The sequence below is a fragment of the Novosphingobium sp. genome (assembly GCF_030699305.1).
Taxonomy (GTDB): domain Bacteria; phylum Pseudomonadota; class Alphaproteobacteria; order Sphingomonadales; family Sphingomonadaceae; genus Novosphingobium.
This window is the reverse complement of record NZ_JAUYNB010000010.1, coordinates 423,306-445,208: the sequence shown is the minus strand read 5'-3', so window position 1 is coordinate 445,208 and position 21,903 is coordinate 423,306. Positions and strand designations below refer to the sequence as shown.

At 64.9% G+C, this 21,903-nt stretch carries 21 protein-coding genes and 1 tRNA gene; 11 read left to right on the top strand and 11 right to left on the bottom strand.

Features of this window, described 5'->3' with window-relative positions; genetic code table 11:
• Positions 1-98: 98 nt before the first annotated feature.
• Positions 99-1,124: a sensor histidine kinase gene (locus Q8Q53_RS04910; protein WP_305700630.1), complete on the top strand. Its 1,026-nt coding sequence runs from the start codon at positions 99-101 to the stop codon at positions 1,122-1,124.
• A 148-nt stretch (positions 1,125-1,272) separates the two neighbouring features.
• Complete coding sequence (locus Q8Q53_RS04905; RefSeq protein WP_305700629.1) at positions 1,273-1,668, top strand: RcnB family protein; 396 nt, start codon at positions 1,273-1,275, stop codon at positions 1,666-1,668.
• Here the strand turns inward: Q8Q53_RS04905 and Q8Q53_RS04900 are convergent.
• The 3 genes from Q8Q53_RS04900 to Q8Q53_RS04890 all read right to left on the bottom strand — a co-directional run bounded on the left by Q8Q53_RS04900 (position 1,665) and on the right by Q8Q53_RS04890 (position 3,262).
• Complete coding sequence (locus Q8Q53_RS04900) at positions 1,665-2,447, bottom strand: sensor histidine kinase (protein ID WP_305700628.1); 783 nt, start codon at positions 2,445-2,447, stop codon at positions 1,665-1,667. The genes Q8Q53_RS04905 and Q8Q53_RS04900 overlap by 4 nt on opposite strands.
• Positions 2,448-2,513: 66 nt before the next feature.
• Positions 2,514-3,101, bottom strand: coding sequence for a sigma-70 family RNA polymerase sigma factor (locus Q8Q53_RS04895; RefSeq protein WP_305700627.1), 588 nt, complete (start codon positions 3,099-3,101; stop codon positions 2,514-2,516).
• Positions 3,102-3,106: 5 nt separating this feature from the next.
• The gene (locus tag Q8Q53_RS04890; protein ID WP_305700626.1) at positions 3,107-3,262 is read right to left on the bottom strand and encodes a hypothetical protein; all 156 of its coding nucleotides are present in this window, start codon (positions 3,260-3,262) and stop codon (positions 3,107-3,109) included.
• Between the two features lie 154 nt (positions 3,263-3,416).
• On the opposite strand from Q8Q53_RS04890, the gene Q8Q53_RS04885 reads away from it, so the two are divergent.
• The 3 genes from Q8Q53_RS04885 (at position 3,417) to Q8Q53_RS04875 (ending at position 8,404) form a co-directional block, all read left to right on the top strand.
• Positions 3,417-4,193, top strand: coding sequence for a response regulator (locus Q8Q53_RS04885; protein ID WP_305700625.1), 777 nt, complete (start codon positions 3,417-3,419; stop codon positions 4,191-4,193).
• Between the two features lie 142 nt (positions 4,194-4,335).
• Entirely contained in the window at positions 4,336-6,597 is a 2,262-nt protein-coding gene (locus Q8Q53_RS04880; protein WP_305700624.1) for a TonB-dependent receptor domain-containing protein, read from the top strand.
• Positions 6,598-6,715: 118 nt separating this feature from the next.
• Complete coding sequence (locus Q8Q53_RS04875; RefSeq protein ID WP_305700623.1) at positions 6,716-8,404, top strand: alkaline phosphatase; 1,689 nt, start codon at positions 6,716-6,718, stop codon at positions 8,402-8,404.
• Positions 8,405-8,616: 212 nt separating this feature from the next.
• Here Q8Q53_RS04875 and Q8Q53_RS04870 read toward each other — a convergent pair whose 3' ends face one another.
• Positions 8,617-9,489, bottom strand: a complete 873-nt coding sequence (locus Q8Q53_RS04870; RefSeq protein WP_371136506.1) for a tyrosine-type recombinase/integrase — start codon at positions 9,487-9,489, stop codon at positions 8,617-8,619.
• Between the two features lie 349 nt (positions 9,490-9,838).
• Positions 9,839-9,912, bottom strand: a tRNA-Gly gene (locus tag Q8Q53_RS04865).
• 72 nt (positions 9,913-9,984) lie between these two features.
• On the opposite strand from Q8Q53_RS04865, the gene Q8Q53_RS04860 reads away from it, so the two are divergent.
• Positions 9,985-10,782 (top strand): enoyl-CoA hydratase/isomerase family protein, encoded by a 798-nt coding sequence (locus Q8Q53_RS04860; RefSeq protein WP_305700621.1) that lies wholly within the window; start codon positions 9,985-9,987, stop codon positions 10,780-10,782.
• Between the two features lie 34 nt (positions 10,783-10,816).
• Here the strand turns inward: Q8Q53_RS04860 and Q8Q53_RS04855 are convergent, their stop codons facing one another.
• From Q8Q53_RS04855 to Q8Q53_RS04845, 3 genes are read right to left on the bottom strand one after another with little or no spacing between them, the layout of a single operon-like run.
• Complete coding sequence (locus Q8Q53_RS04855) at positions 10,817-11,593, bottom strand: enoyl-CoA hydratase (protein WP_371136505.1); 777 nt, start codon at positions 11,591-11,593, stop codon at positions 10,817-10,819.
• A gap of 14 nt (positions 11,594-11,607) precedes the next feature.
• Positions 11,608-12,396 carry an SDR family NAD(P)-dependent oxidoreductase gene (locus tag Q8Q53_RS04850; RefSeq protein WP_305700619.1) on the bottom strand — a complete coding sequence of 263 codons (789 nt, stop codon included), beginning with the start codon at positions 12,394-12,396 and terminating at the stop codon, positions 11,608-11,610.
• 1 nt (position 12,397) lies between these two features.
• A complete protein-coding gene (locus tag Q8Q53_RS04845) occupies positions 12,398-13,330 on the bottom strand; it encodes a nitronate monooxygenase family protein (RefSeq protein ID WP_305700618.1) in 933 nt (310 codons plus the stop codon).
• Between the two features lie 102 nt (positions 13,331-13,432).
• Here Q8Q53_RS04845 and Q8Q53_RS04840 point away from each other — a divergent pair, with 102 nt between their 5' ends.
• Positions 13,433-14,617, top strand: coding sequence for an acyl-CoA dehydrogenase family protein (locus tag Q8Q53_RS04840; protein ID WP_305700617.1), 1,185 nt, complete (start codon positions 13,433-13,435; stop codon positions 14,615-14,617).
• A 119-nt stretch (positions 14,618-14,736) separates the two neighbouring features.
• Here the strand turns inward: Q8Q53_RS04840 and Q8Q53_RS04835 are convergent, their stop codons facing one another.
• The 3 genes from Q8Q53_RS04835 to Q8Q53_RS04825 all read right to left on the bottom strand — a co-directional run bounded on the left by Q8Q53_RS04835 (position 14,737) and on the right by Q8Q53_RS04825 (position 17,551).
• Positions 14,737-15,339 (bottom strand): 2-hydroxychromene-2-carboxylate isomerase, encoded by a 603-nt coding sequence (locus Q8Q53_RS04835; protein ID WP_305700616.1) that lies wholly within the window; start codon positions 15,337-15,339, stop codon positions 14,737-14,739.
• A 26-nt stretch (positions 15,340-15,365) separates the two neighbouring features.
• The gene (locus Q8Q53_RS04830) at positions 15,366-15,812 is read right to left on the bottom strand and encodes a hotdog fold thioesterase (protein ID WP_305700615.1); all 447 of its coding nucleotides are present in this window, start codon (positions 15,810-15,812) and stop codon (positions 15,366-15,368) included.
• Positions 15,813-16,012: 200 nt separating this feature from the next.
• Positions 16,013-17,551 carry an NAD(P)/FAD-dependent oxidoreductase gene (locus tag Q8Q53_RS04825; RefSeq protein WP_305700614.1) on the bottom strand — a complete coding sequence of 513 codons (1,539 nt, stop codon included), beginning with the start codon at positions 17,549-17,551 and terminating at the stop codon, positions 16,013-16,015.
• Between the two features lie 225 nt (positions 17,552-17,776).
• Between Q8Q53_RS04825 and Q8Q53_RS04820 the strand changes: the two genes are divergently transcribed.
• The 4 genes from Q8Q53_RS04820 to Q8Q53_RS04805 all read left to right on the top strand — a co-directional run bounded on the left by Q8Q53_RS04820 (position 17,777) and on the right by Q8Q53_RS04805 (position 21,882).
• Positions 17,777-18,529, top strand: coding sequence for a DUF2059 domain-containing protein (locus Q8Q53_RS04820; RefSeq protein ID WP_305700613.1), 753 nt, complete (start codon positions 17,777-17,779; stop codon positions 18,527-18,529).
• 79 nt (positions 18,530-18,608) lie between these two features.
• A complete protein-coding gene (gene crtY / locus Q8Q53_RS04815) occupies positions 18,609-19,790 on the top strand; it encodes a lycopene beta-cyclase CrtY (protein ID WP_305700612.1) in 1,182 nt (393 codons plus the stop codon).
• On the top strand, positions 19,787-21,289 hold the full coding sequence (locus tag Q8Q53_RS04810; RefSeq protein ID WP_305700611.1) for a phytoene desaturase: 1,503 nt from the start codon (positions 19,787-19,789) through the stop codon (positions 21,287-21,289). Before crtY ends, Q8Q53_RS04810 begins: the two co-directional genes overlap by 4 nt.
• Positions 21,286-21,882, top strand: coding sequence for a TIGR00730 family Rossman fold protein (locus Q8Q53_RS04805; RefSeq protein ID WP_305700610.1), 597 nt, complete (start codon positions 21,286-21,288; stop codon positions 21,880-21,882). The genes Q8Q53_RS04810 and Q8Q53_RS04805 overlap by 4 nt, the downstream gene beginning before the upstream one ends.
• The last annotated feature ends 21 nt before the right edge of the window (positions 21,883-21,903 follow it).

The window sequence follows — 21,903 nt, the reverse complement described above, 5'->3', positions numbered from 1 at the left end:
CATTGGTCGCAGTGCGCTGGCTTGGGGAGAACCGGAACGAATCCGGAGCCGGGACCGGTTTGCACTTTGTATGTTGACCGACCAAGTAGGGGACAATCATGAATAGCGCCTATCCCCCAGTCACCGCTTCGGCCGGAACGCTGGCGATGGCGCTGATCATTTCGTCGCAGGCACCGCTGGTGCTGCTGGATGGCGACCTGACGGTCGTGGCGGCCAGCGCTTCGTTCTATCGCCGGTTCGGCCTGATGCGGACCGGGCCGGGCCGCGACCGCTTCGCCGACCTCGGCGGCGGCGAATGGAATGTGCCGCAATTGCTGGTGCTGCTGAAGGCCACTGCGGCCGGACGCCCCGAGATCGAGGCCTATGAGATGGATCTGGTCCGCCCGGGCCAGCCCGTCTGCAATCTGGTGCTGAGCGCGCACAAGCTGGATTATGACGCCGCCGTGGGGGAACCCCGGATCGTCCTGGCGATCACCGATATCACCGCCGCGCAGCTGGCCAATCGGCAGAAAGATCAATTGCTGCTCGAAAACCGCATGCTGATGCAGGAACTGCAGCACCGGATCGCGAACAGTTTGCAGATCATCGCCAGCGTGCTGTTGCAAAGCGCCCGCAAGGTCAATTCCGAGGAAACGCGCAACCACCTGAAGGATGCGCACCACCGGGTCATGTCGATTGCCACCCTGCAAAAGCAGCTGGCCACCACCCAGGACGGCGACGTTGTGCTGGGCAGCTATTTCGCCGAGCTGTGCGAGAGCATTGCCGCATCGATGATCGCCGATACCGATAACTTTACGTTGCGCGCCGATGTCGATGACAGCGTGGTCGATGCGCGCGTATCGGTCAGCCTGGGGCTGATCGTGACCGAACTGGTCATCAATGCGTTGAAACACGCATTCACCGACAATCGCCCAAGCGGCGCAATCGTGGTGTGGTTCCGGTCGACCGACACCGGCTGGACGCTGCGGATCGAAGACGACGGGGGTGGTTTTGCAGCCGACGTGGAATCCAGCCTGCCGGGACTGGGCACCGGCATTGTCGAGGCTTTGGCCAGTCAGCTTGACGCAACCGTGACTACCATGACCACCAGCGCCGGAACGCATGTTACGATCAACAAAGGCTGACCGGGATCGGGGCCTGACCTGCATCGGGGCTGACTGGCGTCACAGCCTGACTGGCGCGGAACTTTCAGATGGCCCGGTGGTTCTCTACAGGCACTGCGGACATTCCGCCGTGCGCCGTGGCGCTGGTTCGCGCCATCAGGAAATGTCCATGAAACGACTGATGATCGGGGCGGCCTTGATCGCCCTGCTGGCAAGTCCGGTTGCCAGCGCAAAGTCAGACAACAGCCGCAGCCCGCGCGCCGAAACCCAGCAGCGCCAGGATAACCGCCAGTGGCATCCGCAAGGCAGCCGCGCGGACAAAGGGCACTGGGATAACGGACGCCACCTGGGCTGGGGCCGCGATCGCGGCAACAAGGCCCGTTGGGGCCGCGGCCAGCAACTGGGCTATAACGACTGGCGCAATGCGCGCCGGATCGATTACCGCCGCTATAACCTGCGCCAGCCCCCGCGCGGCTATGAATGGCGCCAGATCAACGACCGTTACGTCATGGCATCGACCGTCAATGGCATGATCGTGTCCGTCATCCTGCGCGGCGGCCGTTAGGCAACGCAGCTGGGCCTGCCGGGCGCAAGATCGTGTCCGGCAGGCCCGGCGCCATTCAGGTCCAACCCGGTTCGGGCCAGCTGCGGATAATCCAGCCGCGCTTCGGTGCCGGTCGCAGGGGAACTGACAATCGTGAACGTGCCGCCCAATTGCTGCGCAAAGCCCTGCATCAGCTCGCGCCCCATCGAATAGCCAGGTGTCGAACTGTCGAACCCCGCCCCGTCATCGACCACCCGCAAGCTGGCCTGCCCATCGGGCAGCAGGCAGAACGTCATCCGGATCGTACCACTGCGCCCGTCCGGAAAGGCATAGGCATAGGCGTTGGTCAGCGCCTCCACGGCGAACAGGGCCAGCGGCAGCGCGCTGTCGAGCAGAATAGGCAGCGGATCGGCCTGACAGCTCATGGTCACTTCCCCGCGTTCGCGGTTCCACAGCCGGAATTGCGCGCACAGGTCAGCCACCAGCCGCCCGACGTCCAGCGCGGCAATGCTGCCGTCATCGTCCTCTTCATACAGGATCCGGTGAATCAGCGCGAGCGCACCGATCCGCGCCCTGGTCTGCCCCAGCGCTTCGCGCGCTTCGGGGTGGGTAGCCCGGTTGGATTGCATGTTGAGCAGGCTGGTGATGATCTGGAGGTTGTTCTTGACCCGGTGATGGACTTCATGGGTCAGCGCCTTGCACACCGCCTCGCGCCGTTCGATCAACCCGGCCAGATCGTCCAGATCACGGCTGAGATCGGCCAGCCCGGCCGGTGCGCGGGTCAGTGCCGGGGAACCCACAACATAGACTCCGCTGGCAATTTGTGCAGCTTGCTCACGCAATTTGGCGACCCAGAAATCCATCCGTCAGGCCACCCTGTCCAGCCAGGAATCGTCGGGCGGACCATCAATCAGCAGCGCCAGCGCCTTGCGCCCGCGGGCCAGACGGCTTTTGATCGTGCCGACCGCGCAGCCGATGATTTCAGCCGCTTCCTCATACGTCGCGCCGTTTGCACCGATCAGCAGCAACACCTCGCGTTGCTCAGGCGGCAACTGCTGCAACGCCCGGGACACGTCGGCCAGGTGGATCGCATCCTGCTGCGAAGGAGACTCGACCAGCACCCGTTCGGCCACTTCGGGATCCCAGCTGGTCATCCGCTTGTCGCGGCGGATGGTCGAATAGAACTGGTTGCGCAGGATCATGAACATCCACGCGCGGAAATTGGTGCCGGGGGTGAAACTGGCCCGCGCCGCCCAGCCGCGCAGCATTGCGTCCTGCACCATGTCATCGGCGATGTCGCGCCAGCCGCACAGGCCGCGCGCGAACGACCGCAGCGACGGGAGCAACGCGACCAGCTGATCGCGGAACAGCCGATCGGCAGCCGCCGTTGCCGGGGTGACCGGCGGGGGCGCGACATCTTCGGTCGGTCTGGGAGGCCCGGCTGCTGCGGACACTCCGGTCATTGCGAGGGCCGACTCGTCGCGGCGGCAATTTTCGCATCGATCTCGTCCAGGATGCGCATGAAGTCTTCGGGCAGTTCCTCGCTGGCAACGTCCTGGTGCAACTGCTGCAACGCGGCGGAAACAGGATCGAACGCGGTATTGATGCGGCGCATTCGCTTGCCTTTCGGATTATGATTGTCGGCCATGCAGTCCTGCTGAAAGCGGTGTGAATTGCGGAGAGAACCAGCGATAACGCAAAAAGTTTCATCGCCGGGGGAACTTTATTGCACCGATGCAGTTTTTACGTTGCCGACCCAAGGAGTGCACATGTCTCTGAAAGACGAACTGGGGCATCAACTGCCCTACTTGCGCCGTTATGCGCGCGCGCTGACCGGATCACAAACCCGTGGCGATGCGGCGGTGCGCGATGTGCTGCAAACCGTGCTGGCGGCTCCGCAGCATTTTGATCTTGCCTGCCCCCCGCGTGAGGAGCTGTTCCGCATGTTTCACCGGCACTGGACCGGTGCTGCTGCGGGCGATGGCGGCGACGGGCCGGTCGGGCACCTGGCCATGCATCCGCGTCAGGCCTTGCTGTTGACCGCGATGGAGGGTTTTTCGGTTGCCCAGACGGCGGAAATCCTGGGCTGCCCGGTGGCCGATGTGGCCGCCGAAATCGACGCCGCCCGCGAGGCGATTGCCGACAGCCTCAAATCGCGCGTGATGATCATCGAGGATGAGGCGATCATCGCGATGGACTTGCGCTCGATCGTCGAGGACCTGGGCCATACCGTCGCCGGGGTGGCCCGGACGCGGACGCAGGCGGCCGCTCTGGCCAACGCCACCCGGCCCGAACTGGTGCTGGCGGACATCAGTCTAGCTGACGGCTCCAGCGGGATCGATGCCGTGAAGGACATTCTGGAGGCGATGGATGTGCCGGTGATCTTCATCACGGCATTTCCGGAACGGTTGCTGACCGGCGAACGGCCAGAACCGACCTATCTGATCACCAAACCGTTCGCTCCCGAAACCGTGGCAGCAACAATCGGCCAGGCTTTGCTGTTCCACCGCGAGTCGGCGGCGCTGGAGATCGAGGCGGTCGATTGAGGCGAATCCGCCTGATCCCGCCCGTTCCGGCCAGTTCTGCGACGGGTTGATCGCAATTCAGTCACGTGAGTTTCACAAAAGTCGCATCGCCCTGTAACAGGCGCTGCCTATTCGCCCCCGGACGTTCAAACCGGGGGTACCCATGCATAAGTTGACTGCTTTCCTGCTGACCAGCACCGCGTTCTTCGCCGCGCCGGCATTCGCACAATCCGCCATTCCCGCCGCTGACGAGACGGTCGCCGAAGCCGATGCGATCGTCGTGTTCGGCAAGGGCGAGACCCGCCAGGTGCAGGAAGTGAAGGCGGCCGATATCGCCGTCATGCTGCCTGGCACCAGCCCGATCCGCGCGATCGAAAAGCTGCCCAGCGTCAACATCCAGTCGGCTGACGCGTTCGGCAACTATGAATGGTCGACCCGCGTCACCATCCGCAGCTTCAACCAGAATCAGCTGGGCTTCAACTTCGACGGCATTCCGCTGGGCGACATGAGCTATGGCAACCACAACGGCCTGCACATCAGCCGCATCGTCAGCCCGGAAAACATCGGCGTCGTGCGCGTTTCGCAAGGTGCGGGCGCGATCAGCACGCAATCGACCAACAACCTGGGCGGCACGGTCGAATCGTTCTCGATCGATCCGCTGGACCGCGCTGCAGCGCAAGTGAACGCCACTTATGGCAGCAAGAACACGGTGCGCGGCTTCGCCCGCCTGAACCTGGGCACTGCCGATGGCGTGCGCGGGTTCGTGTCGTACGGCTTCGGCTCGACCGACAAGTACAAAGGGAGCGGCGTGCAGGACCAGCACATGGTCAACGCCAAGCTGGTGGCCCCGCTCGGCGCGGCCACGCTGGACGCATGGTTCAGCTATTCCGACCGGCGCGAGCAGGACTATCAGGACATGTCGCTCAGCATGCTGACCCGGCTTGGCCATGACTGGGACAACACCTACACCGACTATGCCCGCGCGATCCTTTATGCCGATATCGGCAACAATCGCGGTGAAACCGGCGCGCCGATTTCCAACGCAGCGGCGGGGACCGTCTATCCGGGCGGCGTGACTTCGGCCGACGATGCCTATTATGACGCCGCCGGCCTGCGCAAGGATACGGTTGCGGCCATCGGCATCAAAAGCCCGCTGGGCGAGAACGTCGACGTCGCGCTGCGCGGCTATTACCACCACAATCGCGGCATGGGCCTGTGGGCCACGCCCTATGTCGCCAGCCCGAACGGCACGCCGATCTCGATGCGCACGACCGAATACCGGATCAACCGCGGCGGCCTGTTCGGTTCGGTCAAGCACACCACCGACAACAACACGCTGACCGTCACCGGCTGGTGGGAAACCAACAAGTTCAACCAGGCCCGCCGGTTCTATGACTTCAAGAGCCGCACCGAAGCCGGTCGCGATTTCCGCGAATATCCGACCAACCCGTTCTTCACCCAGTGGGAATTCGATTTCGATACCACCACGCTGCAATACTCCGTCGAAGACCAGATCAAGCTGGGCCAGCTGAAGCTGAACTTCGGCTGGAAGGGCTTCAAGGTTTCCAACGAAGCCACGGCTGTCGTCCGCGCGAGCTTCCCGCAGGGCAAGATCGACGCGACCGACTGGTTCCAGCCGCACGCCGGTATCGCCCTGTCGATCACCGAACAGGCCGAAGTGTTCGCCGGGTTCACCCAGGCAACCCGTTCGTTCGCATCGGCCACCACCGCCGGTCCGTTCTCGACCAACCAGACCGGGTTCGATTCGATCCGCACCACGCTCAAGCCGGAAAGCTCGGACACGTATGAGCTGGGCGCGCGTTACAACGATCCGGTGTTCAACGGGGTGATCGGGGTTTACCTGGTCAACTTCCACAACCGCCTGCTGGCCGCGGCCAGCGGTCCCAGCATCGTCGGCAGCCCGTCGGTGCTGCAGAACGTCGGTTCGGTCCGCTCGGTCGGGTTCGAAGCGGCGGGCGACGTGAAGCTGGGCGGCGGGCTGAGCCTGTTCGCATCCTACAGCTACACCGATGCAAAGTATCGCAACGACGTGTTCAACCTGTCGGGCGTGCTGCTGGCCGCGATCAAGGACAAGACCGTGGTCGACAGCCCCAAGCACATGCTGCGCGGTGAACTCAGCTATGATCAGGGTCCGGTGTTCGGGCGGATCGGTGTGAACTACATGTCGAAGCGGTTCTTCACTTATACCAACGATCGCTCGGTCCCCGGCCGCGCGATTGTCGATGCGTCGCTGGGCTATCGCCTGACCGACGGGATCGAACTGCAGCTGAACGCCACCAACCTGCTGAACAAGCAGTATATCGCGACGATCGGTTCGGGCGGGTTCGGCAACAGCGGGGATCGCCAGACCCTGCTGGTCGCCGCGCCGCAGCAGTTCTTCGCCACGCTGAAGGCCGGGTTCTGATCCCAGCTTTGGCAGTGAAACAAGGGGCGGCAGGTGCAAACGCGCCTGCCGCCCTTTTGCCTGACAAGTCCCTGTTCGCGTGGCACCACTTGCGTGCCGCCAATTTTCGGAGCCGACCATGACCGACGCATTTGCCATCACCCGCCGCACGACGCTGGCCGGCCTTGCCGCTGGCACTGCGCTGACGCTGACCGCAACCGGGGTGCGCGCTGCTGAACCGGCGAGCCATGGGCTGTTCCGGCACGGCGTGGCGAGCGGCGATCCCGATGCCACCAGCGTAGTGATCTGGACCCGGATCACCGCCAGCGTGCCGACCCCGGTCGAATGGGAAGTGGCGCACGACGCCGATTTCAAACGGCTCGCCGCATCCGGCCGGGCCGAGGCGCATGGCGATGCGGACTACACCGTGAAAGTGCTGGTCACCGGGCTGCGCGCGGGCGGGCGTTATCATTACCGGTTCCGGGCAGGCGGCATGATCTCGCCCGCCGGGCGCACCCGCACTTTGCCGACCGGACGGCTTGACCGGCTCGGCATCGCGCTGGCCAGCTGCTCCAACTATGCCTTCGGGTTCTTCAACGCCTACGCCGCCATCGCCCGCGACAGCGGGGTCGATTTCGTGCTGCACACCGGCGATTACATTTACGAATACGGAGCCGATGGCTGGGGCGCGGACACTGCCCGCAAACTGGGCCGGGTTCATCAGCCCGCCCATGAAATCATCAGCCTAGCCGATTACCGCACGCGCCATGCGCAGTATAAAACCGATGCCGGCGCCCAGGCGATGCACGCCGCGCATCCGCTGCTGGCCTGCTGGGATGACCATGAAAGCGCCAACAACCCGTGGATCGGCGGCGCGCAGAACCATCAGCCTGACACGGAAGGCGATTGGGCGGCGCGCCGCGAAGCGTCGATCCGGGCCTATTTCGAATGGATGCCGGTGCGCGAACCGGTGGCTGGCCGGACCCGCGCGCAGTTCTGGCGCGGTTACAGCTTTGGCGATCTGGCCACGCTGTTCACGCTTGAAACCCGCCACACGGGCCGCGCCGAACAGGTCGATTATCTTCCCTACGCCGACAAGTTCACCAGCCGCGCCGATGCCGAGCAGATGGAGCGCGAGGCGATCAATGCCCCCGGCCGCGCGATGCTCGCCGCGGAACTGGAAGCCGATCTGGACGCCGCGCTGCGCCGCTCGGTCACGCAGCGTCAGCCGTGGCGGCTGATCGGCAACCCGATGCCGATTGCCCGCACCCGCGTGCCCGATGTCGTCGCTCAGGGCCTGATGCCCGATCCCTTCACCACCCCCGGCGCATCCGACGATGCCAAGATCCTGGCGTGGAAAGGCAAGTGGAACCTGCCGTTCTATCCCGACACCTGGGACGGCTATGAATGGGCGCGCGAACGACTCTATGCGCTCAGCCGCAAGGCCGGGGCGGGCGATCTGGTGTTCCTGACCGGGGATAGCCACAGCTTCTGGGCCAACCGGCTGGCCGATGCGGCAGGCCGTCCGGCCGGGATCGAACTGGGCACGGCAGGCATCACCTCGCCCGGCGATTTCATCGGCAGCGGATTTGCACCGGACCTCTCCGAAAAGCTGGACCGCGCGTTCGAGGCGCACAATCCCGAAGTGGTCTGGACCGACAACCTGCATCAGGGTTACGTCCGGCTGGCGCTGCGCCGCAGCGCCGCACTGGCCGAATTCATCGCCGTCGACACGATCACCACGCTGTCGGACCGCACCAGCCCGCTCAAGCGGTTCGGGATTACCCGGCGCGGCAAGGCGCTGCGAATGGAGGAGCGCCCCGCCTGATCACCCACCCGGCGCGCATAAACCCGCTGCTCCTGACGGCGTTTTCGTGAGGGTCTGGGCCCCATGAGTGCGGCGCTGGGGCGACTGCGCGGGTTTTTGGGCAACGCACTGCTGGTTCCCGCAGGCCGCCGGATGGTGCCCACGGCCTTCGCCCATGGCCGATGTGCCCTTCGCTGCTTAAACGGGGGAAGGTGATGCAATGGCTGCTGCTCTCATCGAGCCGCTCGCGTCGGCATTGGCACAATATCCGCGCCTTTGCGCAGTACATCAAGGTGGCCGCTCCACCATTGAGACATTGCCACACGCTCATTCCAGTGCGCGCCCCGGTGATAGGCAGCGCCCACCTTGTCGGTGTCACTCTCATCACTCGCGTAACCCAGCCGCCGCAAACCCGCGTTGACTGTGATCTCACTCATGGGCCGCGTGCGGGTGCGGATGGAAGGGAACACGTAGCCATTCGGCCCGGTGACAGCCTGCACTTGCCGGAACAGCTCTACGGATTGCCTCGATAAGGGGACATGATGCGCCTTACGCATTTTCATCTTGCCCGCCGGGATTATCCACAGCGCGCCGTCCAGATCGAACTCGTTCCATTCGGCGTGGCGCAACTCGCCGGGACGGACGAACACGTGCGGCGCAATCTGCAACGTCAGCTTTGTCATGCCGCTGCCATCATATTCGTCGATGGCGCGCAGCAACGGCCCGACCTTCTTTGCATCGGTGATAGCGCCATAGTGCGTGACGATCAGCGCGGTCAGCGCGCCGCGCAAATCGCGGGTAGGGTCGGACGCCAGCCGCGCAGTCGCCACGGCATAGCGGAACACCGCGCCCGCCAGTTGCAGGCTTCGCCGCGCGCTTTCCAGTTTACCTTTGCCTTCGATCCGGCGAATGGCCGTCAACACGTCCGCTGGTTCAATCTCGCCGATGGGCAATTTGCCGATGGAGCCGCAAACCAGCGAAAGCAGATATTCGCCGCGAATCGCTGTGGCGGGTGCCCAGCCCCTGAAACCGTCGCGCCTGCGCTTGGCGCAATACTCGTCGGTGATTGCCTTGAACGTGTCCGCCGCCTGTATCCGGGCGCGCACCTTGTCGCGCTGCTTTTCGCGGGACGGGTCTTTGCCAAGGACGATCAGTTCCCGCGCTTCCTCCCGCCACCATCAGCCAATCTGACCGCCTTCGCGCCGGGCTTGGCGTTGCGGCTTGCGACATCAGTCAAAGCCAAGGTTTACCTAGCCTCTCCGGGGGTCCGTACCCCCAATATACCCCCAGCGTGGGGGTGTCGAGTTAGCCGTTTTGCATATACCCCCCAATCATGCCCCCAGCGACTGGTGGCTTACTGTTAACACGAGTGAACGCGTGCGGCCTGATAGCCACTGAATACCTTGGGTTTTTGGGGTTTGCCCAGCTGCCCACGAACATCGGCGGACAGGGAAATGGAGCGGGTGAAGGGAATCGAACCCTCGTATTCAGCTTGGGAAGCTGCTGCTCTACCATTGAGCTACACCCGCTCGGGCGGGAAGGCCCTTGCCACGGTGGGGATTGGTGGTCAACTGGCCGCAAACTGAAAACGAGGATGCGGCATGACGGAACACGTGATTACGATTGAGAACCGGGGCGCGATCGAGGTGGTCAGTCTGAACCGGCCGGATCGCCTCAACGCGATGAACGAACCGCTGATTCAGGCGCTGCTGGATTACTTCACCGGCCTGAACCAGCGCACCGACGTGCGCGTGGTGATCCTGCGGGCAGAGGGCCGGGCGTTTTGCGCCGGGCTGGACCTGACCGGGTGGAGCCGCGATGAAGATGCCGGGCCGATCCATCAGGGCTGGCGCACCCAGCGGCTGATCGCGGCGGTAATGCAGGCGATGCGCAAGTGCCCGCAACCGATCATCGCCTGTGCGCAAGGGGCCGCGTGCGGGGGCGGGTTCTCGCTGCTGCTGTCATCCGACGTGCGCTATGCCGCGCCGGACCTGCGGATGAACGCGGCCTATATCAAGATCGGTCTTGGCGGGTGCGACATGGGGGCGAGCTATTTCCTGCCGCGCCTCGTCGGCAGTTCGGTGGCCAGCGAATACCTGCTGACGGGCCGGTTCATGACGGCCGACAAGGCGGCGGCCTGCGGGCTGTTCTCCGAAATCGTGCCGCACGAGGCGTTGCTGGACAAGGCGCTGGCGCTGGCCGGGGAAATGCTGCTGACAGCGCCGATGGGCCTGCGGCTGACCAAGGACGCGCTCAACCTCAACATCGATGCCGGGTCGATGGAGCACGCCTTTGCGCTGGAGGACCGCCAGCAGGTGATGCTGGCGCAGACCGCCGATTCGCACGAAGCGCGCGTCGCCTTCTTCGAAAAGCGCGATCCGCGCTGGGCCAACAAGTAAGCGGGCGCGCTGGATGCGCGGCTACACCTGCGGCCTACACCTGTGACCGCCCGCGCTCCATCACCGCGCGGCGGCGCGCTTCGACTTCATCGGCGCTGACCTGACCATTGGCAGCGCTGGAGCGGGTATGTTCCAGCGCCATCCCGGCACCAAACGGCTGCGCATAGCCATCGTCGATCAGCGCCTTGTAAGCGCGGATCATGCCCGGATCGGCGGTGGCGATTTCCCCGGCCAGCTGCTTGGCGGCTGTCAGCAGTTCATCCGCTGCAACCACGCGGTTGACGAGGCCCCACGCGCAGGCCGTTTGCGCATCGAGGAAATTGCCCGAGAACGACAGTTCCTTTGCGCGGCTGATCCCGATCATCCGCGACAGCTTTTGCGACAGCCCCCAGCCCGGCATGATCCCGACCCGCGCGTGGGTATCGGCAAAGCGGGCGTTTTCGGATGCGATCAGGATATCGCAGGCCAGCGCGACTTCGAACCCGCCGGTAATCGCGACGCCGTTGATCGCGCCGATCACCGGTTTCCTGCATTGTTCGATGGCCTTGACCGGATTGGCCAGCGCATCCTCGGCATTGGCCGCGCCGAGGTTTGAGGTGTCGGCCCCCAGTTCCTTGAGGTCCAGCCCAGCGGTGAACGCGCGCGTCCCCGCGCCGGTCAGCACCACGGCGCGGATGCTATCGTCATCGTTCACGTCCAGCATCGCCGCCGCCAGCTGCGCCCGCAGCCCCCTGGACAGCGCATTCATCGCTTCCGGGCGGTTCATCGTTACCACTGCGACCGGACCGTCGCGCTCAATCGTTACCAGCATTGCCATTGCTCCTGTCACATCCGCGTCCGCGCGCTCTGCCCGTCGTCGATCCGGATCGTCGCGCCGGTCACGCATTCGCTGGCCGGAGCAACGAGGTAAAGCAGCGTCGAATCCATCTGTTCCGGCACCGGCACCCGCTTGCGCGGCAGATGGTCCGCCGGGTTACCGCCCATCCGCGCAAACATGCCGTCGGTCATTTCCGAGACAAACATGCCCGGCGCGATCGCGTTGACGTTGATGTTGTAGTGCGCCCATTCGACGGCCAGTGCCTCGGTCATGCGGGCAATCGCGGTCTTGGTCACGGCGTACAGCGCCGCGCCGCCGCCGTCATAGCGGAAGTGCGCGACCGAGCTGATGTTGACGATCCGGCCGGGCTTTTTGGCCGCGATCAGCCGCCGCGCGACTTCGCAGGCCAGAATCCATGGCCCGCGCAGGTTCACCCCCAGCACCTGATCGATCAACTCAACGCTCATCTTGTGGGCGCGCTGGGCATCGGGCATCCCGGCGTTGTTGATCAGGATATCGACCGTGCCGAACGCGGCTTCGGCGGCGGCGACGGCGGCGATCACGGAATCGGCATCGGTCGCGTCCATCTGAACGGCCAGCGCCTGTCCGCCCGCTGCATTGATTTCCGCCGCCAATGCTTCCAGCCGGTCGATCCGGCGGGCGCAGAGCGCCACCCTGGCGCCTTTCGCGGCCAGCACGCGGGCAAAGCGCGCGCCAAGGCCGGACGAAGCGCCGGTGACGAGGGCGACGCGCCCGGTCAGGTCGTCACTGGTGTAAGGCAGGGGATATTCGCTCATGTCAGTTGCTCCATTGGGTTTCGATGGCCGCCAGCCGCCCGCGCCAATCGAGCTGCGGGGCGAGCGCGGTGAATTCCTGCGCCAGCCGCGCGGTCAGGTCCGCCACGGGTTCGACGGCGTCGATCAGCGCCACGCTTTGTCCGGCGCTGAACGTATCGCGCCAACCGCGCACGCCTTCGGGCATCGGGATTTTCCCGCCCGCGATCTGCTCTGCATCAAGGCCGACGGCTTCGAGCGAATCGCGGATCCAGTTGGCGGGTATGCCGTTGATCGCCGCCGACACAACGATCCGGTCAATCCCCGTGCCTGCGATCATGCTGCGATGGCCCGGCACCACGCCGCTTTCGGGCGTCGCGATGAACCGTGTACCCATGCAGGCGATATCCCCGCCCAGCGCCAGCGCGCCGTAAATGCCCGCCGCATCGGCAATCCCGCCCGCGACGATCAGCAGGCCGTCGTAAACCCGCCGCACCGCCGGAACGAACGCAAACGGGGTGAGGAACCCGGTATGACCGCCCGCGCCGCTGCACGTCACCATCAGCCCGTCGACACCGGCTTCCAGCGCCTTTTCGGCGTGGCGCATCGTGGTAACGTCCTGCACCACGCGTCCGCCCCAGCCGTGGACCCGCTCCACCAGCCGCGACGGATCGCCCAGGCTGGAAAGCACCAGTGGCGCAGCGTATTTTTCGAGCAGCGCCAGCTTGGCCTCGCCCGTTTCCACCGTCGCGATCCGGCTGGGCAGGTTGACAATCGGCGGCGCGCCGCGGGTTTCTGCCAAGGCCGCCAGATACCGCTCGAATTCATCGAGCGGCGTATAGATCCCGCCCTGCCAGCCCGCGATCACGCCCGCGTCCGCGCAGGCCACTGCCAGCGGCACGGATGAGGCAAAGCTCATCGGTGCGCACATCAGTGGCAGGGCCATTTTTTCGAACATGCTGGATTTCCCCGTCCGGTTGTGCTTGGCGAAAATTCAATCGCGCGGTTAAATTGCACGATGAACGGCCAGACCGGCCTTGGCAAGCAGGGGAATTGAGCGATGAGCACGCCGCGCGCACTGGAAATCGGGGAACGGGTCGAACGCTTCGTGCGGGACGTGGTGATCCCTTATGAAACCGATCCCCGGCGCGACCACCACGGCGCGCCGCTGGACGAGCTGGTCTATGAAATGCGCGAAAAGGCCCGCGCGGCTGGTGTGCTGACGCCGCATGTCTTCCCCGATGGCGGCCACCTGACCCAGCTGGAAACGGCTTATGTCCTGCAAAAGTCTGGTCTTTCGCCGCTGGGGCCGCTGGCGGTCAACACGATGGCGCCGGACGAGGGCAACATGTACCTGCTGGGCAAAGTCGGCAGCCCGGAAATCAAGGACCGGTTCCTGAAGCCGCTGGTCGATGGCACGGCTCGCAGCGCCTTTTTCATGACCGAACCGGCGCTGGAAGGCGGCGCTGGCAGCGACCCGTCGATGATGCAGACCACCTGCCGGCTTGATGGCAACCACTGGGTAGTGAACGGCCGCAAGGCGTTCATCACCGGGGCCGAGGGGGCCAAAGTGGGTATCGTCATGGCCAAGGCGGACGATGTGGTCGCAGGCGGCGGGGCCTGCATGTTCCTGGTCGATCTGCCCGACCCGGCAATCCGGATCGAACACGTCCCCAACACCATCGACAGCTCGATGCCCGGCGGCCACGCGACCGTTGTGATCGACAACTTGCGCGTTCCGGCCGACCAGATGCTGGGCGAGGCCGGCGAGGGGTTCAAGTATGCGCAGATCCGGCTGTCCCCCGCGCGCCTGTCGCACTGCATGCGCTGGCACGGCTGCTGCGAACGCGCGCACGAAATCGCCAGCGACTATGCCAACCGTCGCTCGGCCTTTGGCAAGACCCTGATCGACCACGAAGGCGTGGGCTTCATGCTGGCGGAAAACCTGATCGACCTGAAGCAGGCCGAACTGATGATCCAGTGGTGCGCCGGGGTGCTCGACACCGGCTCGCTCGGCACGGCGGAAAGTTCGATGGCCAAGGTCGCCGTGTCCGAGGCGCTGATGCGGATCGCGGATCGCTGCGTACAGGTGATGGGCGGGATGGGTGTGACCGACCACACCATCGTCGAACAGATCTTCCGCGAGGTCCGCGCGTTCCGGATCTATGACGGCCCGACCGAAGTTCACAAGTGGAGCCTGGCCAAGAAGATCAAGCGCGACTGGAAAAACGCGCAAGCCCACTAACCACTCTTCCATCCCCATCTCCGTTCGTGTCGAGCGAAGTCGAGACACATTGGCACTGCGCGCGCGTGTCTCGACTTCGCTCGACACGAACGGGGGGACCGCGGGGGTAGGTTAGCGGCTTAACCGCCCGCCGCTTCGACCGCGTCGCGCAGGCGCTCCTTGCCGAACCACATTTCCGAACCCAGGAAAAAGGTCGGTGAGCCGAACGCCCCGCGCGCGACGGCGGCTTCGGTGTTGGCGACCAGCCGGGCCTTCACCGCCGGATCGGCGGCCAGATCGGCCAGTTGTCCGGCGGGCAGGCCCACGGCGGTCAGCGCGCGGTCCCACACGTCGGGCAGGTCCAGTTTCAGGCCTTGCTCCCACATGCCCTTGAACATCGCGTCGTTATAGGCCCGCGCGCAGCCCAGTTCCTGCGCTGCCACCGCGCCGCGCATCATCAGCAGGGTGTTGACCGGGAAATGCGGGTTCATCACGAAATTGGTGATCCCATGCGCGGCCATGAAGCGCTGCATTTCCAGGCGGTCATACGCCACTTTCGCGCCGATGTGGCCATAGGCGGCCATGGGCGACTGATTGCCGATCGCCTTGAAGATGCCGCCCAGCAGCACCGGGACATAGCGGAACGCAACCTTGCCGCCCGCCACTGCCGCCGGAATTGCGCGGTGGACCAGATAGGCGTTGGGGCTGCCGGTATCGAACAGGAACTCAATCTCGCGCGCCATCACCAATTCTCCCCGGCTGTGCAGGTTTACTTGCGCTCCAGCGCGATCACGGCGACCGTAAAGCGTGACAGGCAGACCAGCTTGCCGCCCTCATCCTCGATCCGGATCGTCCAGACCTGGGTGGTGCGGCCCAGCGATTCCGCCCGCGCCGTGGCAAAGACAAACCCGTCATAGGCCGGGCGAATGTGGTTGGCGTTGATTTCCATGCCCACGCCCACAAACCGGGTGCGGTCCACGCACCAGCCCGCCGCGACCGATCCGACCGTTTCGGCAAAGGCCACCGAAGCGCCGCCGTGCAGCCGCCCGAACGGCTGGCGGGTGCGTTCATTGACCGGCATCCGCGCGCGGATCCAGTCATCGCCGCAGTCGATGAATTCGATCCCCAGCCAGCCGTTCATCGAACCGGCGCCGCCCTGGGTCATGGCTTCAAGATCAGGGCGCGTCCCGCCCCACCAGATTGATGCGTTGCTCATGGCAGCGACCTCTGGCGGAAAGCGGAACGCGTGTAAACGGGATCAGAAGTTGAACCGAAGCTCGCGAAAGAGCGAATTTCGGGTTCGGCACCGGCCCGTTCCCCCGCCCGGCCACCCAACGAGATTGTATGCTCTGGGTGGCCGGGCGGGGGAGCGGGCTGGTGCCGAACGATCCGAAACGACCGTTTCGGATCAACAAGTTACGCCGCGACCGGCTCCTTGGCCTTGGTGCCAGCCCGAACCCCGTCATAGAGGAACTCGCTGCCTTCCAGATCGGTCTTGGGAATCTGGTCCTTTTCGGCCCAGTAATCCTGGTTGTGCCGCCATTCGGGCTTGTCACCGCGGCGCGGCAGCTGATCCAGCCCGCGCATCAGGTAGCCCGGATTGAAGTTGTCCGTTTCAATCCACGGGGCCAGTTCCATGCCCTGATCCTCATCACGCAGCGCGACCTCGACGCGTTTGACGCCCTTTGCGTCCATGTGATTGAGCAGGTTGCAGACGAAATCGCCCAGCATATCGACCCGCAGCGTCCAGCTGGCGCGGAAATAGCCCATCACCCAGACCAGGTTGGGCACGCCGGTGAACATCATCCCGCGATAGTTGATCGTCTTTGACCAATCGACCGGGGTATCGTCAACGCTGAACGGAATGTCGCCCATCACCGACAGGCGGAAACCCGTGCAGGCGACGATGATGTCGGCCTCGATCTCATCGCCCGAAGCGGTGCGCACGCCCGTTTCGGTGAACGTGTCGATCGTGTCGGTATAGACCGTCAGCTTGCCCTGTGCAGCGGCCTGGAAGATGTCGCCGTTGGGGCAGAACGCCAGCCGCTGCTGCCACGGGCGATACTTGGGGATGAAGTGCGGTTCGAACGGGAAGTCGGGCTTGCCGCTGAACGCGCGGACCAGTTCCTTCAGATCTTCGAACACGGCATCGGGTTCCTCGATGCAGCGCTTGGTCATCTGATCCTGATCGTACATGATCTGCTTGCGCACGACATGGTGGATGACTTCTTCCTCAACCCCCACTTCGCGCAGCCGGTCAGCCAGTTCGTTCTTGTTTTCGCTACAGAAGAAATAGGTCGGCGAACGCTGGAGCATCGTTACGTGGGCGGCCTTTTCGGCAAACGCCGGGATGACCGTGGCCGCCGTCGCGCCCGATCCGATTACCAGCACGCGCTTGCCGGTATAGTCGATGGCCGGATCCCACTGCTGCGCATGCACGAGCAGCCCCTTGAAGCGGTCCATTCCGGCCCAGTCGGGCGTGTAGGGCTTTTCGTGATCGTAATAGCCCTGGCACATCCACAGGAAGTTGGCGGTGAAGGTCACGCTGGCCCCGTCAGACTTGCGCACGGCCTGCACGGTCCACAGGTTGTCCTTGCTGGACCAGCTACAGCCGGTGATCCGGTGGCCGTAATGGATGTGTTCGCCGATCCCGTTTTCTGCGATCACATCGCCCATGTATTTCAGAATTTCTTCGGCGCTGGCAATCGGCGCACCGACCCACGGCTTGAACCGGTACCCGAAGGTGTAAAGATCGGAGTCTGAGCGCACGCCGGGATACTTGTGGGTTTCCCAGGTGCCGCCAAAGGTGTCCTTCATTTCCAGGATGGCATAGCTCTTGCCGGAGCATTGCTGCTGCAGGTGATAGGCCGAACCGATGCCCGAAATCCCCGCGCCCACGATCAGCACATCGACGTGGCTGGACGTATCGGGGGCCTGAACTGCTGCTGTTGCCATCATCTACTCTCCGGTTTTGCTTTGCGCCGACGCTGTTACGCCATTGAAGTCAGTTTCGACTCGAAACGCGATTGAAACATTGACCGCGATCAAGCGCAACAACCAACCGTAATTGGCAAGCGCAACCGGTTCGCGGTTTCGCCGCTTCGCCGCAGCAAAATGCTTGGCAGGGCAGGCACTTGTGTTAGCAGGGGCGATTGCTTGCTGGTGGAGCCTTACCTGCCCATGTCTCGAATCGCCGTCGCCGCTGTCCTGCTGTCGCTCGCTCCACTGATGGCGGTTCCCGTCCAGGCAGCCGATGCGCCGGTGGCCGCGCCGGTGGCGGTCGATCCGTTCGAGGACATCTATGCCGCGATCCAGGAATCGGCCGATATGGAGCGGCAGCTGGACCAGCTGTCCACCACCATCGCCCAGCAGATCGCCAGCGCCGATACCAGTCTGGCGATTGCCGAGGCGCGCTATCCCGGCCTGTCACAGGCGCTGGTCACAGGCTTCCGGCCGGTGCTGTCCGGCTATTCTGCGCGGGTCCGCGAAGCGTTTCGCCCGCGCATGGTCGCGGTGTTCCGCGCCCAGCTGAACGCGGGCGAGGCGCACGATGTGGCCGCGTTCTATCGCTCGCCCATGGGCAAGCGGCTGCTGGGCGGGGTGATCGAAAGCTTCGACGCCAAGGCCACGATCACCAGCGCACTGAGGGACAAGGAAGTCAGCGCCGATGCGGTCAGGGCCGATACCGATGCGGCGGTGCGCGGCGCGCTGGCGCAGTTCACCCAGGATGATTTCGCCGCGCTGGGCGCACTGGCGCAGCGCCAGCCCGGCCTGCTGAAGCTCGGCGCGATTGGCGAGGCTCTCGGCCCGATCCGCGCAGAGATGGAAAACCAGCCATTGACCGAGGCTGAGCAGCAAGCGCTGAGCGATGCGATCGTCACCTCGCTCGACAAGCATATCGCGGCGGCGACGCGCAAACCGGCGGAAAAATAGCAGGCCGGCTGGGCTTGGCCCCAAATGCGGTAGCGCTATGGATTGCGGCAAATCGCGCCAGCGCCTAAGTCTGCGCGCGATGAACGGTGCCAGGCATGATTTCGCGATATTGGGCGGCGGGCTTTCAGGCGGCCTGACGGCGCTGGCGCTGCACCGCGCACGGCCCGACCTGTCGCTGTGCCTGCTGGATCAGGGCGAGGCGCTGGGCGGCAACCACCGCTGGAGCTGGTTTGGCAGTGACTTGTCCGATGCCGGGACGCAGCTGCTGTCCGGGCTGCGCCAGACCCGCTGGGATCAGGGTTATGACGTGCGTTTTCCGGCCCATGCACGCACCTTGCAGGCGCGCTACAACTCGCTCTCGTCAGAGGACTTCGACGCCGGGTTGCGGCGCGAACTGCCCGACGGCACGATCCGCACCCGTGCCATGGTCGAAACGGTCGATGCGGGCGGCGTGCAACTGACCAGCGGAGAGACGATCCGTGCCCGCGCGGTGATCGACTGCCGGGGAATCATCGCCGCGCCGGACCTGACCGGCGGCTGGCAGGTGTTCATGGGCCGCCACTTGCGCACGGCGCGCCCGCACGGGCTGACCCGGCCGGTCATCATGGACGCGGCCGTCGCCCAGCACGGGGCCTACCGGTTTGTCTATGTCCTGCCGCTGGGGCTGGATGAGCTGTTCATCGAGGATACCTATTACGCCGACAGCCCGGTGCTGGACCGGCGAATGCTGGCCAGCCGGATTCAGGCCTATTGCGATGCGCAGGGCTGGGACGGGGAAATCCTGGGCAATGAAACCGGGGTGCTGCCGGTGGTCACCGGGGGCGATTTTGCCGCGTTCCAGGCCGCGCACCGCAGCCCCGGCGTGGCCGTGGCGGGCGCGCGCGGCGGGTTCTTTCACCCGCTCACCAGTTACAGCCTGCCGCAAGCGGTGGACACGGCGCTGGCCATCGCGGCCGATGCCGATCTGCCCGGCGCGCAACTGGCCGCCCTGCTTGAAGCCCGCGCGCAGGCCCATTGGCGCGGCACCCGTTTTTACCGCCAACTTGGCACCATGCTGTTCGGAGCAGCCCTTCCAGAGGAACGTTACCGCGTGTTCGAACGCTTTTACCGCCTGAGCGAACCCCTGATCGAGCGGTTCTATGCCGCCCGCTCCACCCCGCTGGACAAGGCCCGCGTGCTGTGCGGCAAACCGCCCGTGCCGATTGGCCGCGCGCTCCATGCGCTGCGCACCCCCGGCGCCCGGCTGGAGATCGCGGCATGAGCGCGCTCGATCCGCTTGCCCCGCGCCGCGCCTGTGTGATCGGGGCCGGGTTCGGCGGCCTGGCGCTGGCGATCCGGCTGCAATCGGCCGGGATCCAGACCACGATCGTCGAAGCCCGCGACAAGCCCGGCGGGCGCGGGTATCACTGGGAAAAGGACGGCTTCACGTTTGACGCCGGGCCGACCGTCATCACCGATCCGCCGTGCCTCCAGGAACTGTGGGCGCTATCGGGCCACGACATTTCCGAAGACGTCGAACTGATGCCGGTCATGCCGTTCTACCGGCTGAACTGGCCGGACGGCACCAACTTTGACTATTCGAACGACGAAGCCGGCCTGGCCAGGGAAATCGCCCGCGTCGCCCCCGGCGATCTGGCCGGTTATGAAGAGTTCCTGCGCTATTCCGCCGGGGTCTGCGAAGAAGGCTACGTCAAGCTCGGCCACGTGCCCTTTCTGGACTTTGCCAGCATGATCAAGGCCGCGCCCGCGCTGGCCAAGTATCAGGCGTGGCGCAGCGTCTATTCGATGGTGTCGAGCTTCATCAAGAGCGAGAAGCTGCGCGAGGCGCTGAGCTTTCACACCTTGCTGGTCGGCGGCAACCCGATGACCACCAGCGCGATCTATGCGCTGATCCACACGCTGGAAAAGAACGGCGGCGTGTGGTGGGCCAAGGGCGGCACCAACCAGCTGATCGCCGGGATGGTCCGCCAGTTCGAACGGATCGGCGGCACCGTGCGGATGCATGACCCGGTGGTCCACATCCACACGGTAGGCAACCGCGCGACCGAGATCGAAACGCAAAGCGGCTGGAAGGAACGGTTCGACGCGGTCGCCAGCAATGCCGACATCATGCACACCTACCGCGAACTGCTGTCCGGCAATCCGCGCGGGGCGCAGGCGGCGCGCAGTCTGGCGCGCAAGCGGTTCTCGCCCAGCCTGTTCGTGGTCCACTTTGGCCTCGAAGGCACCTGGCCGGGCATCCCGCACCACATGATCCTGTTCGGCCCGCGCTATAAGGGTCTGCTGGACGACATCTATGAACACGGCGTGCTGCCGCAGGACTTCTCGATCTACCTGCACCACCCGACCGTGACCGATCCTGGCATGGCCCCGGCGGGCAAGTCCACGTTTTACGCGCTGATCCCGGTCGCCAATCAGGGCAAGCTGCCGATTGACTGGGAAACCGTCGGCCCGATGCTGGAAAAGCGCATCCTTGATGAAGTCGGGCGGCGGTTGATCCCCGATATCCACGACCGGATCGTGACCAAGTTCCACTATAGCCCGCGCGATTTCGGGCTGGATCTCAACGCCTATCTCGGCAGCGCGTTCAGCCTGGAGCCGATCCTGACGCAAAGCGCGTGGTTCCGCGGCCACAACCGCGATGACAAGATCGGCAACCTCTATCTGGTCGGTGCGGGCACGCATCCGGGCGCTGGGATTCCGGGCGTGGTTGGCAGCGCCAAGGCCACGGCCAAGCTGATGCTGGAAGACCTGCAATGAAACGGATCGCGGTCTATTGCGGCTCCGCCTCACCCGAAGATCCGCGCTATCTCCAGCTGGCGCATGACGTGGGCCGGACGCTGGCGGAGCGCGGGATCGGCGTCGTCTATGGCGGCGGGCGGCTGGGCCTGATGGGCGCGGTCGCCGCCGGGGCACTCGGCGCGGGCGGCGAAGTGATCGGCGTCATCCCCGAAGCGCTGGCCGGGGCGAGCGGCAAGGGCGGCGAAGTCGCCAACCATGACTGCACCGAACTGCACGTGGTATCGGGCATGCACGAACGCAAGCTGGCCTTCACCAACCTGTCTGACGGGTTCCTGACGATCCCCGGCGGGGTCGGCACGATGGACGAATTGTGGGAATCGGTCAGCTGGGCGCAGCTGGGCTATCACGCCAAGCCGGTCGGGCTGCTGAACGCCTTCGGCTTTTACGATCACCTGCTGGCCTTCAACCGCCACATGGTCGACGTGGGGTTCATCCGCCCGGCGCACCAGGGCATCCTGATCGCGGAAGCCGAGCTGGACCTGCTGCTGACCCGCATGGCCGCGCACGAACCGCACACGCCCATTTTCGCGATGAAAGTGACCGATCTGTGAGGCGAGCGCGGGCGGGCCAAG

Coding starts and splice junctions, on each gene's coding strand:
- Q8Q53_RS04910 (WP_305700630.1), top strand. CDS start 99: ATGAATAGCGCCTATCCCCCAGTCACCGCTTCGGCCGGAACGCTGGCG.
- Q8Q53_RS04905 (WP_305700629.1), top strand. CDS start 1,273: ATGAAACGACTGATGATCGGGGCGGCCTTGATCGCCCTGCTGGCAAGT.
- Q8Q53_RS04890 (WP_305700626.1), bottom strand. CDS start 3,262: ATGCGCCGCATCAATACCGCGTTCGATCCTGTTTCCGCCGCGTTGCAG.
- Q8Q53_RS04885 (WP_305700625.1), top strand. CDS start 3,417: ATGTCTCTGAAAGACGAACTGGGGCATCAACTGCCCTACTTGCGCCGT.
- Q8Q53_RS04880 (WP_305700624.1), top strand. CDS start 4,336: ATGCATAAGTTGACTGCTTTCCTGCTGACCAGCACCGCGTTCTTCGCC.
- Q8Q53_RS04875 (WP_305700623.1), top strand. CDS start 6,716: ATGACCGACGCATTTGCCATCACCCGCCGCACGACGCTGGCCGGCCTT.
- Q8Q53_RS04860 (WP_305700621.1), top strand. CDS start 9,985: ATGACGGAACACGTGATTACGATTGAGAACCGGGGCGCGATCGAGGTG.
- Q8Q53_RS04855 (WP_371136505.1), bottom strand. CDS start 11,593: ATGCTGGTAACGATTGAGCGCGACGGTCCGGTCGCAGTGGTAACGATG.
- Q8Q53_RS04850 (WP_305700619.1), bottom strand. CDS start 12,396: ATGAGCGAATATCCCCTGCCTTACACCAGTGACGACCTGACCGGGCGC.
- Q8Q53_RS04845 (WP_305700618.1), bottom strand. CDS start 13,330: ATGTTCGAAAAAATGGCCCTGCCACTGATGTGCGCACCGATGAGCTTT.
- Q8Q53_RS04840 (WP_305700617.1), top strand. CDS start 13,433: ATGAGCACGCCGCGCGCACTGGAAATCGGGGAACGGGTCGAACGCTTC.
- Q8Q53_RS04835 (WP_305700616.1), bottom strand. CDS start 15,339: ATGGCGCGCGAGATTGAGTTCCTGTTCGATACCGGCAGCCCCAACGCC.
- Q8Q53_RS04830 (WP_305700615.1), bottom strand. CDS start 15,812: ATGAGCAACGCATCAATCTGGTGGGGCGGGACGCGCCCTGATCTTGAA.
- Q8Q53_RS04825 (WP_305700614.1), bottom strand. CDS start 17,551: ATGGCAACAGCAGCAGTTCAGGCCCCCGATACGTCCAGCCACGTCGAT.
- Q8Q53_RS04820 (WP_305700613.1), top strand. CDS start 17,777: ATGTCTCGAATCGCCGTCGCCGCTGTCCTGCTGTCGCTCGCTCCACTG.
- crtY (WP_305700612.1), top strand. CDS start 18,609: ATGAACGGTGCCAGGCATGATTTCGCGATATTGGGCGGCGGGCTTTCA.
- Q8Q53_RS04810 (WP_305700611.1), top strand. CDS start 19,787: ATGAGCGCGCTCGATCCGCTTGCCCCGCGCCGCGCCTGTGTGATCGGG.
- Q8Q53_RS04805 (WP_305700610.1), top strand. CDS start 21,286: ATGAAACGGATCGCGGTCTATTGCGGCTCCGCCTCACCCGAAGATCCG.